14 protein-coding genes are annotated in these 13,581 nt (G+C 65.6%); 5 read left to right on the forward strand and 9 right to left on the reverse strand.

Going from position 1 to position 13,581, the window contains the following annotated elements:
* The first annotated feature begins 23 nt into the window (after positions 1-23).
* Entirely contained in the window at positions 24-1,511 is a 1,488-nt protein-coding gene (locus HL671_RS18770; protein ID WP_172237438.1) for an ABC transporter substrate-binding protein, read from the forward strand.
* 365 nt (positions 1,512-1,876) lie between these two features.
* On the opposite strand, the gene HL671_RS18775 is transcribed toward HL671_RS18770, so the two are convergent.
* Positions 1,877-2,071, reverse strand: a complete 195-nt coding sequence (locus tag HL671_RS18775; RefSeq protein ID WP_041750979.1) for a hypothetical protein — start codon at positions 2,069-2,071, stop codon at positions 1,877-1,879.
* A 416-nt stretch (positions 2,072-2,487) separates the two neighbouring features.
* On the opposite strand from HL671_RS18775, the gene HL671_RS18780 reads away from it, so the two are divergent.
* Positions 2,488-2,676 (forward strand): hypothetical protein, encoded by a 189-nt coding sequence (locus HL671_RS18780; RefSeq protein WP_041750978.1) that lies wholly within the window; start codon positions 2,488-2,490, stop codon positions 2,674-2,676.
* A 7-nt stretch (positions 2,677-2,683) separates the two neighbouring features.
* Here HL671_RS18780 and HL671_RS18785 read toward each other — a convergent pair whose 3' ends face one another.
* Genes HL671_RS18785 through HL671_RS18810 form a run of 6 tightly spaced genes read right to left on the reverse strand, consistent with a single transcriptional unit; the run spans position 2,684 to position 8,937 of the window.
* Entirely contained in the window at positions 2,684-3,526 is an 843-nt protein-coding gene (locus HL671_RS18785; protein WP_371260215.1) for an ABC transporter permease, read from the reverse strand.
* 11 nt (positions 3,527-3,537) lie between these two features.
* Entirely contained in the window at positions 3,538-4,467 is a 930-nt protein-coding gene (locus HL671_RS18790) for an ABC transporter permease (RefSeq protein ID WP_172237441.1), read from the reverse strand.
* Positions 4,467-5,459, reverse strand: coding sequence for an ABC transporter ATP-binding protein (locus tag HL671_RS18795; RefSeq protein WP_172237444.1), 993 nt, complete (start codon positions 5,457-5,459; stop codon positions 4,467-4,469). Before HL671_RS18795 ends, HL671_RS18790 begins: the two co-directional genes overlap by 1 nt.
* The gene (locus HL671_RS18800; protein ID WP_172237447.1) at positions 5,456-6,430 is read right to left on the reverse strand and encodes an ABC transporter ATP-binding protein; all 975 of its coding nucleotides are present in this window, start codon (positions 6,428-6,430) and stop codon (positions 5,456-5,458) included. The genes HL671_RS18795 and HL671_RS18800 overlap by 4 nt, the downstream gene beginning before the upstream one ends.
* Before the next feature lie 4 nt (positions 6,431-6,434).
* Complete coding sequence (locus HL671_RS18805) at positions 6,435-8,072, reverse strand: ABC transporter substrate-binding protein (protein WP_012046315.1); 1,638 nt, start codon at positions 8,070-8,072, stop codon at positions 6,435-6,437.
* 43 nt (positions 8,073-8,115) lie between these two features.
* Positions 8,116-8,937, reverse strand: a complete 822-nt coding sequence (locus tag HL671_RS18810; protein WP_172237450.1) for a sugar phosphate isomerase/epimerase family protein — start codon at positions 8,935-8,937, stop codon at positions 8,116-8,118.
* 301 nt (positions 8,938-9,238) lie between these two features.
* Here HL671_RS18810 and HL671_RS18815 point away from each other — a divergent pair, with 301 nt between their 5' ends.
* Positions 9,239-10,387 carry a hypothetical protein gene (locus HL671_RS18815; RefSeq protein WP_172237453.1) on the forward strand — a complete coding sequence of 383 codons (1,149 nt, stop codon included), beginning with the start codon at positions 9,239-9,241 and terminating at the stop codon, positions 10,385-10,387.
* A 50-nt stretch (positions 10,388-10,437) separates the two neighbouring features.
* Here the strand turns inward: HL671_RS18815 and HL671_RS18820 are convergent, their stop codons facing one another.
* Positions 10,438-11,079, reverse strand: coding sequence for a Vgb family protein (locus HL671_RS18820; RefSeq protein WP_012046312.1), 642 nt, complete (start codon positions 11,077-11,079; stop codon positions 10,438-10,440).
* Between the two features lie 35 nt (positions 11,080-11,114).
* Complete coding sequence (locus tag HL671_RS18825) at positions 11,115-12,335, reverse strand: helix-turn-helix domain-containing protein (RefSeq protein WP_172237456.1); 1,221 nt, start codon at positions 12,333-12,335, stop codon at positions 11,115-11,117.
* A gap of 85 nt (positions 12,336-12,420) precedes the next feature.
* On the opposite strand from HL671_RS18825, the gene HL671_RS18830 reads away from it, so the two are divergent.
* Positions 12,421-13,182 (forward strand): DUF899 domain-containing protein, encoded by a 762-nt coding sequence (locus tag HL671_RS18830; RefSeq protein WP_012046310.1) that lies wholly within the window; start codon positions 12,421-12,423, stop codon positions 13,180-13,182.
* A gap of 17 nt (positions 13,183-13,199) precedes the next feature.
* A complete protein-coding gene (locus HL671_RS18835; protein WP_012046309.1) occupies positions 13,200-13,448 on the forward strand; it encodes a hypothetical protein in 249 nt (82 codons plus the stop codon).
* Positions 13,449-13,581: the final 133 nt, after the last annotated feature.

Here is a 13,581-nt window from a genome sequence, read left to right on the forward strand (position 1 = left end):
GTTCCGTCCGGGAGAAACACACAATGTTCAAGAGATTATCGATCATCGCACTGGCCGCGCTCGTCGCGGCCATCGGGCCGGCCTCGGCGCAGAGCAAAAAAGACAGCGTCGTCGTCGGCATGACCTTGGAGCCGCCGGGCCTCGACCCGACCAGCGCGGCCGCCGCGGCCATCGCCGAGGTCACGCTCTACAATGTCTATGAGACGCTGACCAAGATCAACGAGGACGGCTCGGTGTCGCCGCTGCTGGCGCAGAGCTGGCAGGCCTCGTCCGATCTGAAGAGCTACACCTTCAAGCTGGCCAAGGGCGTCAAATTCCAGAACGGCGAGGCGTTCGATTCCTCGACGGTGAAGTTCGCGTTCGAGCGCGCTGGCGCCGCCAACAGCACCAACAAAGACAAGGCGCTGTTCCAAGCGATGGAACAGGTGACAGCTCCCGATGCCGAGACGATCGAGATCAAGCTGAAATATTCCGAGCCGAACCTGCCGTTCCTGCTCGGACAGGCGACCGCATCAATCGTCGAGCCGAAGAGCGCGCCGACCAATGCGACGCAGCCGGTTGGCACCGGGCCGTATACGCTCGGCGCCTGGGCCAAGGGCTCGTCGCTGACCTTGAACAAATGGCCCGATTATCGCAACGCGGCCGCGGTCAAGCTGTCCAAGGTGACGATCCGCTTCATCTCCGATCCGGCGGCGCAGGTCGCGGCGCTGCTGTCGGGCGATGTCGACGCCTTCCCGCGCGGCACCTCGGCGCGCACCTTGCCGCAGTTCAAATCCGACCCGCGCTTTACGGTACTGATCGGTGGCTCCAAGGCGAAGACCATCGTCACCATCAACAACAAGAAGAAGCCGCTCGACGACGTTCGCGTCCGCCGCGCCATCCTGGCCGCGATCGACCGCAAGGCGATGATCGAGGGCGCCGTCGATGGGCTGGGCACGCCGATCGGCAGCTTCTACGTGCCGGGCTCGCTCGGCTATGTCGATACCACCGACATCAATCCCTACGATCCGGAGAAGGCCAAGAAGCTGCTTGCCGAGGCCGGCGTGACCACGCCGCTGCAGCTCTCGCTGCGGCTGCCGCCGCCGGCCTATGCGCGGCAGGGCGGCGAGGTGCTCGCGGCGCAATTGGCCAAGGTCGGCATCATCGCCAAGATCGAGAATCTCGAATGGGCGGCGTGGCTGTCGCAGGTCTTCAACGGCCCGCACGATTTCGACCTGACGATTGTCTCGCATGTCGAGCCGTTCGATCTGGTGAAGTTCACCGAGAAGAACTACTATTTCGGCTATCAGTCCGAGGCGTTCGACAAGCTGTATCAGCAGATCGTCGATACGCCGAACGATGCGGAGCGCGCCAAGCTGCTCGGCGACGCCCAGCGCATGCTGGCGACCGACGCTGCCGCCGGTTTCCTGTTCCAGCCGCAATGGATCACGATCATCAACAAGAAGCTGAAGGGCGTCTGGAAGGACGTGCCGCAGTTCGAGAATGATTTCTCGAGCTGGTCCTGGGAGTGATCGGGCCTCACAGTCAATTGGCGCCGCAGCCGCGCTGCCCAATACAGTGCTTTTTCCCTTGTGGACCCACAAGGGGAAGGCAATTGCATATGACCAATCTGAGTTTTTCGCGAAAACCATTTCCACATCGTCATGCCCGGGCTCTGTCCCGGGCATCCACGTCGTCCTCAGCATGCCGGACGACGTGGATGGCCGGGACAAGCCCGGCCATGACGACGTGGAGACAGACCAGCGCAACATTTCGATCTCAAATGCGATAGCCCTGCTCACAAGGGGAGGAGGCACAGCAACGAGCACCGGCACATCAAGAACTGCCGTCTGGCATATGCATCGACGTGATGCATGCCGTCCCTGAAATCATCAGGTCAGTGCGGCCACTCGATCGGCGTGAAGCGCAGCTCCCGCCGCCGCATCTCGGCCTGCAGCTCCTGGGCATATTGCTTGGCCCTGTCCCCGATCAGGCGATAGGGGCCCCCGATCCGGCTATCGGCGGCTACCTGCTTCCGGACACTCTCGTAATAGGCCAACAAGCTTTCGTCCGTTGAATTCACAAATCGCATCGCTAAACGCCCTTGCAACAATCCCCCTCGCGGCCAGTGTGCATGTGTTGCCAGCCCTGGCAGCGACATAGGTTAAAGTTCCGACGCAACAAAAAGTTCCGTTCTCCTGTTCCAAAGAGCCGTATCGGCGCTGTGGTCGCCCTCGCGCCGCAAGAGCCTTTCGTCACCGGCCCGCTTAAGCCTTCAGCGAAGGCGAGGTCGGGGCATGGGGGCGGGCATTCTGGTCATCGTGCGGATCTGCAGCAGACCACGGTGGCATTCGGCCATGCTGCGGTTGCTGCATGCCACGCGCATCACTCATGCCGATGTGCCATGCGGACCCGACCGGCTGAGCACGTCGTGCGAACGTGATTGCAACCTATGGGCGCGTTAGCCTATGGTGGTGCCATCTGCGTTGACGTGTCGGACGGTCGAGCATGGACAGGAAATCTGCATGTCTGGCCGCGGCCATGAGCTGTCGCGAGGAAGCGGAGCGCGATCCGGCACGTCGTGATCTCTGGCTGCTGCAGGCGTCCAAATGGACGGCGCTGGCCGGCGAGCAGGCGGGGCACGCTCTGATCGTTTGCGAGCCCGTGGCCTCCGCAGCTCAGGACGTCCGTCGCTGAGCCTGGATCATTGCAAGGTCGGGTCGAGCCGGTCGCGCAGCCAGTCGCCGATCATCGAGACCGCGAGCGTGGTGATGACGATCGTGACTGCCGGGGCCAGCATGACCCATGGCGCGCGCGTGAGGTATTCGCGGCCATAGCCGACCATATTGCCGAGGCTGGTCATCGGCGGCTGCACGCCGAGGCCAAGGAAGGACAGGCCGGATTCCAGCAGGATGACCTCCGGGAACACCAGCGTCATCGAGACGATCAGTGTCGAGGCGATGTTCGGCAGGATGTGCCTGAGATAGACGCGCTGCGGCGTCGCGCCGAGCTGACGCACGGCGGCGGCGTAGCCCTGCGCATTGGCTGAGATCGCCAGCCCGCGCGCGATGCGCGCGTAACGCTCCCAGCCGAACAGGCCCATTAGCCCGATCAACAGCGGCAGCGAATTGCCGAAGAAGGCGAGCACCGCGAGCGCCAGGATCAGGAACGGCATGCTGGCCTGGAAGTCGGCGAGCATCAGCACGAATTGCTCGACCAGGCCGCGGAAATGCGCGGCGAGGAAGCCGAGCGTGGTGCCGACGATGGCCGAGATCGCGGTCGCGCCGAACGCGATCAGCAATGAGATCCGGATCGAGACGATCAGGCGCGACAGCACGTCGCGGCCGAGCTCGTCGGTGCCGAGCCAATGCGCCGGGTTGCCCGGCAAAGCAAGACGGTTGCGCAGATCGAACTTGGTGAAGCCATAGGGCGCGATCTGATCGGCGAAGATGGCCACGATGAGCATCGCTGCGATCCAGCCGATGGCCATGATGACCGAGACGGGAATATTGGGCCAGCGCAGCCGCCTTGCGGTGGGGGCCTTCATCGCAACATCGGTCATGCCGCAGCTTCCTTGCTGCGCAGCCGTGGATCGAGCAGGCCGTACAGGAAATCGACGATCAGGTTCGAGGTGACCATCGTCATCGCCACCAGCAGCAGGATGCATTGCACGACGGCGAGGTCGCGATTGGCGACCGCGACGACCAACAGCCGGCCTACGCCGGGCCACGAGAACACGCTTTCGACCACGACGGCACCGGCGATCAGGCTGCCGACCATGAAGCCGAGAATGGTCACGGTGGGAATCGCGGCATTCGGCAGCGCATGGTCCGTGATCACGCGCCGCCATGGCACGCCCTTGGCCGATGCCGTGCGAATATAGGGCTGGCCGAGGATCTCCAGCATGGCGCTGCGCGTGAAGCGCGCCAGCACGGCGGCGCCGCCGAAGCCGAGCGTCACGATCGGCAGGATGGCGTGACGCCACGAGTCCTGTCCGCCCGACGGCAGCCAGCCGAGTTGCACGGCGAAGATCAAGACCAGCAGCAGCGCCAGCACAAAGCTCGGCACCGTGAAGCCGGCCACGGCCGTGATCATCACCGCGCGGTCGATGGCAGATCCCCGATGCAGCGCGGCATAGATTCCCGCGGGAATGCCGAGCAGCACCTTCACCAGGAAGGCCGGAATGGTCAGCGCGAGCGTCGCAGGAATGCGCTCGATGACCAATTGGATCGCCGGTCGGCCGTCGCGCATCGAGCGCCCGAGCTCACCCTGGCCGATCGCCTTGAAGTAGTCGAGATACTGCACCCAGATCGGATGATCGAGGCCCCAGGCCTTGCGGAACGCCTCGATCACCTCGGGCGGCGCTTCAGGTCCCATGATCATCAGCGCGGGATCGCCGGAGAGCCTGAGCACGATGAAGGCGAAGGTGACGACCAGCGCGATCGTCAGCAGCGCGCGCGCAAAGCGGATCGCGAAGAAGCGGAGCATCACGCGGCGTCCTGGGCTTGCGACGACGCACCCGCCACGAGATGGCACGCCACCTGTCGCTGCGGATCCAGCGCGGTGAGCTGCGGCACCTCGACGGCGCAGCGCGCCGTCGCGTGGCGGCAGCGCGGATGGAAGGCGCAGCCGGACGGCCGCGCGGCCGGATTGGGCGGATCGCCTGTCAGCACGATGCGGTTCGAGCTGCGCCGGCCGGGCGCCGGCGAGGCTGACACCAGCGCCTGCGTATAAGGATGCTGCGGCCGCGCGAACAGATCATCGGCATCGCCGAACTCGACGATGCGGCCGAGATACATCACGGCGACCTTGCTGCTGATCTGCCGGATGACGCGCAGGTCATGGCTGATGAACAACATGGTCAGTCCGAGCCGCGCCTGCAGATCGATCAGCAGGTTGACCACCTGCGCCTGGATCGAGACGTCGAGCGCGCTCACCGGCTCGTCGCAGACGAGGAAGTCGGGTTTCGTCGCCAGCGCGCGCGCCAGCACGATGCGCTGGCGCTGGCCGCCGGAGAGGGCGCCGGGATAGCGCGCGCCATGGCTGTCGTTGAGATCGACGGATCGCAACAGCTCGTGCACGCGCGCGTCGCGCTCGGCCTTGGTGCCGATGTTGTGGATGTCGAGCGGCTCGCGGATCTGCGCGGCGGCGGCAAGCCTTCGATCGAGCGCGCCGAGCGGGTCCTGGAAGATCATCTGCATGCGCGCGCGTTGCGCGCGCCAGGCGGCTGTGCCCGGTGCAGCGATCGGCGCACCATCGAAGTGCACGCTGCCTTGGTCAGGTGGCTCGAGTCCGAGCACCATGCGTCCAGTGGTGGATTTGCCGGAGCCGGATTCGCCGACGATGCCGAGCGTCTCGCCTTTTTGAATCGAGAAGCTCAAATTGTCGACGGCACGGACGGAGATGGGCCGCCCGAACAGGCCGGACCGCATCCGATAGGTGCGCGAGATCGCCTGGACCTCGACCAGCGGCGTTGTCATTCGGCGGCGAGCTCCACCGGCAGCCGTTGCGGCCGCAGGCAGGCCACCGCGCGGTCCTGCTCGGAGGGCGCCAGCGGCGGCACGCCGGCGTGGCAGTCATCGCCGGCATGATGGCAGCGCGGCGCGAAGGCGCAGCCGCTCGGCAGCGTGCGCGGATCGGGCACGGTGCCGGGAATCGCCTGCAGCCGTCGCCGCGCGCCATCCAGCGGCGGCAGCGCGCGGATCAGGCCTTGCGCGTAAGGGTGCCAGGGATCGTCGAACAGCCGCGTGGCGGGTGCGCGCTCGACGATGCGGCCGGCATACATCACGCAGACCCGGTCGCAATTCTCGGCGACAACGCCGAGGTCATGACTGATCAGCACCATCGCCATGTTGAACTCGCGGCGCACGGCGGACAGCAGATCCAGGATCTGCGCCTGGATGGTGGCGTCGAGCGCGGTGGTCGGCTCGTCGGCGATCAAGAGGTCCGGCTGACCGGCCAGCGCCATCGCGATCATGATCCGCTGCACCTGGCCGCCGGAGAATTCGTGCGGATAGGCCGATAGCCGCCGCGCCGCGTCGGGAATGCCGACGAGATCGAGCAGCCGCAGCGCCTCAATGCGCGCGGCTTCGCCGTGGAGGGCGCGATGCAAAGCGAGGCTCTCACACAATTGACGGCGGATGGTGAGCACCGGATTGAGCGCGCTGGCGGGATCCTGGAAGATCATCGCGATGCGCCGGCCACGCACCTGGTCGAGCACCGCGCCGGGCGCGCCGAGCAGCTCGCGGCCGTCGAGCTGCACCGAGCCCGCCACCTTCGCCTTCGCCGGCAGCAGGCCGAGCGCCGCGAGCCAGGTCACCGACTTGCCGGATCCGGACTCGCCGACGAGGCCGACCGCCTCGCCCTTGCCGATGTCGAGATCGATGCCATGCAGCACAGGCGTGCCGTCGAAGGCGACTTTCAGGCCGGAGATGCGGACCAGCGGCGCCACGGCATCAGACTCCGTAGTTGCCGGTGCGGAAGTCCATCGCGAAGGCCGGCGAGGCCTTCCACTTGATCGACTTCGGCTTGGCGGTGAAGGTCGCGTTCTGGTGCAGCACCGTGTAGGCTGGGTCCTCGCGCTCGGCGATCTCCAGCATGCGGCGGAACGCCTTCTTGCGCGCCTCGCGGTCGGTCGAGGTCTCCAGGAACTCCGACAGCTTGTTCAGCTCCGCATTGCTCCACTCGCCGACCTGCTGCTGCTGGCCGTTCGGACCGTGCTGGGCCACGAGCGAGGAGACTGGATCGTTGAACGCCGCCGAATTCGACCAGTCGCGCACCGCGCGGGTGGGGGCGCGCTCGAGGATCTGCGACCAGTTCTCCTTGGTCTCAATCTGCACGTTCAAGCCGACCGCCTGCCACATCTCGACCAGCACCTGCGCGGTCGCGACCTGGTTGGTGTAGTAGTTGTTGAGCAGGCGGTAGGGGATCGGATCGCCCTTGTAGCCGGCCTGCTTGAGCAGGTCCTGCGCCAGCTTCGGATCAAACGCCGGCACGCTCCAATCGGCGATGAACATGTCGCCGTAGAACTCCCATTGCAGGCCCTTCGGCACGCGGGTGCGGCCGGCCCACAGGCTGTCGACGATCGCCTGGCGGTCGATCGCATGGGTGAAGGCGCGGCGCACCAGCGGATTGGCGAGCTGCGGATGGTTCTTGTCGAACACGGTCAGGCGGTGATTGAGGATGGTGCCGCCCTGCACCTCGAACGCCGCGTTCTTCTCGATGCCGGCGATCTGGTCCGGCGGGATATCGCAGGCGAACTGATATTCGCCCGACAGCAACCCGTTGATGCGGCTTGCGACCTCCGGCACCTCGACGAAGCGGATGCGCTTCAGCGGCGGGCGACCGCCCCAATATTCGTCATGCGCTTCCAGCGTCAGCGACACGTCCGGCTTGAATTCGACGATCTTGTAGGGGCCTGTCGTGATCGGCTTGCGCGCCCAATCGAGATAGCTCGCCGCTTCCTCCCAGCCGCGCCGGCTCATGATGTCGGAGCCGTAGCGCATCAGGCGGCCTTCGATGGTCACGTCCGGCGTCGCGTTGACGAAGCGGACGGTATATTTGTCCACCGCGTCGACGCGAACGAGATCCGGCCACATCCGGCGGGCGACGCCGATCACGTCCGGCGGCAGCTCCTTGCCGGGGCGCGGCGTCGGGATCTTCTCGAACGCCTTGATGGTGGTGCGGCTCTTGGCCTCGCTGTCGCCGAACATGCGCTCGCGGCTGAACGAGAACACGACGTCCTCGGACGTCATCTCGTCGCCATTGTGGAACTTGACGCCCTGGCGCAGCTTCAGCTCGACGGTCTGGTCGTCGATGCGCTTCCACTCGGTGGCAAGGCCGGGGACGGCTTCGAGATTGCCGCGGAAGTTCTTCGAGATCAGGCTCTCCCACAGCGACGAGTAGAACACCCGCTCGCCGACATTGGACTGCTCGCGCAGCACGTCGAGCACGTTGGAGTTCGTCACCTTCTGCACGGCGATGGTGACCGAGGGGCGATTGTCGGCCTGCGCGATCGACACGCGCGGCAGGATGAAGCTGCCGCCGATCGCGGCGCCGGCGCCGAGCAGGCCACGGCGGGTGAGCTTGGTCATGGCAATCTCTCTTGAGGTTGTCGACTTTGCGAAAGAGGCGGACTTATTGCGCGACACCGAGCGAGGCGAGATAGGCGGCGCCGGCCTTGACGTGATCGTGGTTGCGCAGTTCGAGGATCAGGCGCGGATTGGAGGAGAGCTTCGCCAGCGCGCGGAATACGCCGATCCAGCGGATATTGCCTTCGCCCGGTGCCCAATGGCGGTCGGCATAACCGTCGGTGTCCTGCAGATGGACGTGGGTCAGCATGTCGCCGGCAGCGTCGACATAATAGTCGACCGGCGGCGCGCCAGTGGAATGATGCGCGTAGTTGGCGTGACCGGTATCGAGCGACACCCGTACCTTGCTGCTGCCCAGCGCCGTCGCGAGCGCGACACGATCGGAGGGATCCTTGTCCTCGATGTTCTCGATCACGATCTCGCAATTCGCCTGCTCGGCCGAGGCGATGACGTCCGAGAGCGTCGCCCTGACACGCTCGATCAGGCCCTCGCGATTGTCCGGCAGCATGTCGATATTGTTGTAGTCCCAGGTCGTGTAGGGCGAGTGGATCACCATCTGCGTGGCGCCCAGGAACTCGGCGACTTCCAGCCCCTGCAGCAGCCGCTTGGTGACGGCGCGGCGGATCATCGGATCGTGGCTGTCGATCTTGAAGCCCCAGAACGGACCGTGGATGCCGAGCCGGCCGGTATGGCCTGACAGCATCGACTTGATCTCCTTGGCGGTGCTGCGCCAGTCGCTGTCGAGCAGGTCGGCGCGGAAGAAATCCTGGATCTCGAGATCACGCTGCCGCTCGAGCAGCCAGTCGGTGTGGGTCGGAATGGATTTGACGGAGAGGGCGGCGCCGAGAACGGGCAGCGTGGCGGACATGGCATGATCCTTCTTCGAGACCCTGTGAGCGCTAACGAAGTTCGATGACGCTCCCATGAAGGGCTGTGGATGATCACATGCGACATGTTGTGTTGATCCGGCCCGATCGACGCCAGATCTGTCTCGTTGAGGTGATAATCAATTTTACGCACTACTTGACGTAGTCGCGGAAACTGGAACAATGCGGCGGAAAAGGGGGCGTGAAATGACGACACAGTGTGCAATCGTTGCGAGATTGCGTTCGGTTTTCGCGCTTCACGCGCTTGCGTTCGGCATGCCCCTGCTCATCAGGCGTCTACTCATGCGGCCTTTACTCATCCGGGCTTTACTCGTCGCGGCTCTAGTCATCGCTGCTCTGCTCAGCCTGCCTTTGCTCAGCGCGCCGGTAAATGCCAAAGGACCCTACGGCTCGATCTCCGTCGCCGGATGGTCGGGCGGGGCCTTCACGGACGACAACACCGGGCAGTTCACCAGTTGCGTCGCATCGGCCAGCTACAAGAGCGGCATCAACTTCGGTGTTCTCGCTCTGCCAAATTTCAATTGGGCGCTCGCCTTCATCCACCCGAGCTGGTCACTGTCGCAGGGGCAGAAGTTTCCGATCGTGTTGAGCTTCGATGGCCGGACGTCGTACAATGTCGAAGGTGCGGTGTGGTCGACCACGATGGTCGTCGTGCCGATGCCCAACGATTCCAGCCTGATCAAAGCGTTCCGCGCCGCGCGGACGATGTCGGCGTTCGCCCAAGGCAATCTGTTCCAATTCAATCTGAACGGCACCGCTGTGCTGCTGCCCTCGCTCGCCAATTGTGTGCGCATCATCAATGCCGGGGGGCTGGCCGCCGCGACCAACTTCAACATTCAACCCAATGCGCCATCGGCGCAGCGCCCGGCGATACAGCAGGCGGCGGCGGTGCCAAGCGCGCCGGCGGCCGTCCAGCCGTCGCGGCCGCGGGGCGACTCTCCCGAGCTGCAGTTGGAAGCGATGCAGATCGCCTCCAACTTCATTCTGAAGGCGGCCCTATCGCATCCGGCCATCCTCGGCGGCGGCGAAAGGCCGGTCTGGTTGACATCCGGCGGCGTGGCGTGGAAGGCCGATAATGCGACCGGATTTGTGAAGATCGTACCGCCGGAGCCCAATCTCGACGGGCTGGAGGTGGCCGCCACGATCGTCGGCAACGATGCGCGCGATTGCAAGGGCAAGTTCATTTCCGCGCGCAACAGTGAGCTGGTCGACAGCGCGGTGGTGTTCCGCGGCATGTCCTCCTGCGAGGACAGCGAGAAGTCCGATGTCTCCGAATATTTCATCTTTCCGCGCAAGGCCGGCGGCTTCGTCCTGTTCTCGGTGATCACGCCGACCAAGCCGGTTGGCGGTGGTGGCGGTCAGCAGCTGCAGACGCGCGAAGAAGCTAATGCCAATTTCCGCAAGGCGGCCTACACGTCGCTCGCGAAATAGCAGCCCGCGATTTGGCTTGTCCTCGCAGGTGATCCAAGGCGCGCTCGTGCTCAGCCGGCGGGCCGCTTCGGACGTCTGATCGCGCGCACCTTGCCGCTGCGACCGCCGCCGCAATACAGCGTCTCGCCGCCATCGGCCTCCATCCCCGAGACGCCGGTGCCCGCGGGCATGTCCAGCTGCTCGAGCACCTCGCCGCTCGCCGGATCGATCCGTCTGATGTCGCTGACATCATCCTCCCAGGTGCCATGCCAGAGCTCGCCATCGACCCAGGTGACGCCGGTGACAAAGCGCGTGCAGGGGATGCTGCGCAGGATCCGCCCCGTCGCCGGATCGATCTGATGGATCTTGCGATCGCGATAGGCGCCGACCCAGAGCGAGCCCTCCGCCCAGGCGAGGCCGGAATCTCCGCCTGCTGCCGGCGCCGGAATGGTCGAGATCACCTCGCCGCTGTCTGGATCGACCTTCTGAATATGCGCTTCCGCGATCTGATACAGATGCTTGCCGTCAAAGGCGGTCCCTGCATGAGCGGCGATGTCGAACGACCGCTTCACCTCGCCATCGGCAGGGTCGAACGCCTTGATGCTGGCGCCGGTCGCAATCCACACCTGCCGTCCGTCATGGGTGACGCCGGCGACTTGGTCGCCCTCGAAGGGGCCGTATTCGCGGAGGATCTCGGCGGGGGCTCGTCTCATGGCGGTGGTGCATCCCTTGTTGTGACAGCGTGACGCTAATCCAGCGAGGACCAGGCGGGGAGTAACAAGCTGGTCGCGAATTCCGGGACCACCGGGCATGTCCAGCGTTGCGCGCGGCCGCGGCCGAAGGATTGCACCTTGCCCGACACGGCGAGGGCGTCGAGCGCGCGCTGCACCGTGCGCTGACTGGCACCGAGCGCGAGCGCCAGGCCCGAGCTTGACCACGCCTCGCCGTCGGCGAGGCAGGCCAGCACGGCGGCATTCTCGTCTTCGATCGGCTGCGCAAGCACCACGACGTCGCGGCCATCGCAGGACGCCAAGGCGAAGCCGTCGCGGGTGGCCTTGATCTCGGCCATGCCCTTGAGCAGGTGACGCAGGCGCCCGATCTCGACGCGCAGCCGCGCGCGGTGCGACTCGTCCGCCTGCTTGCCGCGGAAAGCGGCGGAGATCAGCACCGACCGCGGCACATCATCGGGCGCTCGTTCCGCCAGTTGGCGGGCGAGGACAAACAACACCGGACGCCGCGTCAGCGGCACGACATGGTTGCCTTTGCGTACGGCCAGCCGGCAGGCATCGACAATCAGCTCGTCTGACCGGAACAGCGCCTCGACCTCGTCGAGCAGCAGCCGTCTGTCCCGGCCTGGTTGGATCAGGCGTGCCGCCGGTGCGGATAGGGTGGTCGCCAGCCGTTCGACCTCCACCAGCAGCTCCGGACTATGAGCCTGCCGCGCCATGCGGGCGGCGCGCTCCAGCGCCGCTTGCGCGGCCTTGGTCTGCAGACGGCGCAGTGCCAATCCGGCGACGATCAGCTCGTAGATCGTGCGGGCCGCCGGCAGCAGGGGCGAGGGATCGAGATCGGCCAGTCCGCGCTCGGCCTCGTCGAGCTGACCGATGAGCACCATGCGGCGGATTTCGAGGCTGCGCGCATAGGCGGCATTGATGCGGTCGCCGTGCTGCGCCAAGGTGTCGCGCGCCTCCGCGAGCGCCTTGGTCGGCCATGACAGATCCCGCGCCGCGAGCGCGATCTCCGCTTCGGCGAGGGCACAGCGGGCGCGCGCCACGGCCGCCTTGGCGCCGAAGCTTCGCGCCGCTTGCCGCAGCAGCGCCTTCGCCCGCACGACATCGCCGAGCCGGGCCATCGCGATGCCGCGCAGCGCCAGCGCCGGCGGATCATCGCGCAATGCGACGCGGTTCAGCGCACCGAGCGGATCGCCGGCGGCGAGCGCCTGCGCTGCCGCCGAGATCAGCGAGTCCATGCAAATCCCGCCAAACTTGTCACTCCCTGGTTCTCCCGCGCCGATCCTAGTCTCAGTCGCGGTCAACACGCAAAGGATCACAGACATGACCATGCATCTCACAGGAACTCGCGAAGACTGGCTGAAGGCCCGCCTCGACCTGCTCGCAGCAGAAAAGGAATTCACGCGCCGCGGCGATGAGCTGGCGCAGCGCCGTCAGGCTCTGCCCTGGGTGCGCGTCGACAAGAGCTATCGCTTCGACACCGAGGATGGCCCAGCGTCGCTCCCCGACCTGTTCAAGGGACGCTCGCAGCTGCTCGTCTATCACTTCATGTTCGGGCCAGACTTCCAGGCCGGTTGTCCGTCCTGCTCGATGATCGCCGATGGGTTCAATGGCTTTCAGGTCCACCTCGCTCATCACGACGTGATGCTGTGGGCGGTCTCGCGCGCGCCTCTGGCCAAGCTGAAGGCCTATCAGACCCGGATGGGCTGGAGCTTTCCCTGGGCGTCGTCGGCGAGCAGTGATTTCAACTTCGACTTCAACGTCGCCGTGACCGAGGAGCAGCAGCGCCAGGGCGGGACCGAATACAATTATCGCACCAGCCCGCCGCTCGGGGCCGGCGACGTTCCGCCGATGGTGGCCGAGATCGCCGCCACGGCGGGCACCGACGGCGCCACCTTCATGCGCGACCGGCCGGGCATGAGCGCATTCATTCTCGACGACGGCGTCGTCTATCACACCTATTCGGCCTATGCCCGCGGTCTCGATGGTCTGTGGGGCGCCTATCAGTGGCTCGACCGTGCGCCGAAAGGCCGCAACGAGCAGGGCGTGTGGTGGCGCCGCCGCGACGAATACGACGCACGCTGACATCACGGAGCCAAGCCATGGCGTTCCTCGCTTCCACCAAACGCGTGATGCCCGACATCGCTACGGGTCTGCGCTTTGCCGCGGCGCCGACCTTCGCGTTGATGGCGGTGCTGAATGCCATGGCCCGCGACGGGCGGAGCGATGCCATCTGCTCCGCGATGCCGGCCGGCGCGCCGCTTAGCAGCATGACGGTGATGTATCTGCTGATGAGCGCGTTTCACCTGGTGCCATGGCTGAAGCGGATCAGCGGTGGCGTCGGGAGATAGCGCTCCGACTGATGCAACCAGTTTGGAGGGCGGCTACGTGTCTACGAGCCTTGTCCGCGGAGAGAGACCCCCTCACTCAAGCGAGTTCGCGGATGGGCCGGCAATGCCCTCTCCCGCAAGGGGAGAGGGCATG

It is taken from the genome of Bradyrhizobium denitrificans (assembly GCF_013179005.1).
Taxonomy (GTDB): domain Bacteria; phylum Pseudomonadota; class Alphaproteobacteria; order Rhizobiales; family Xanthobacteraceae; genus Bradyrhizobium; species Bradyrhizobium denitrificans.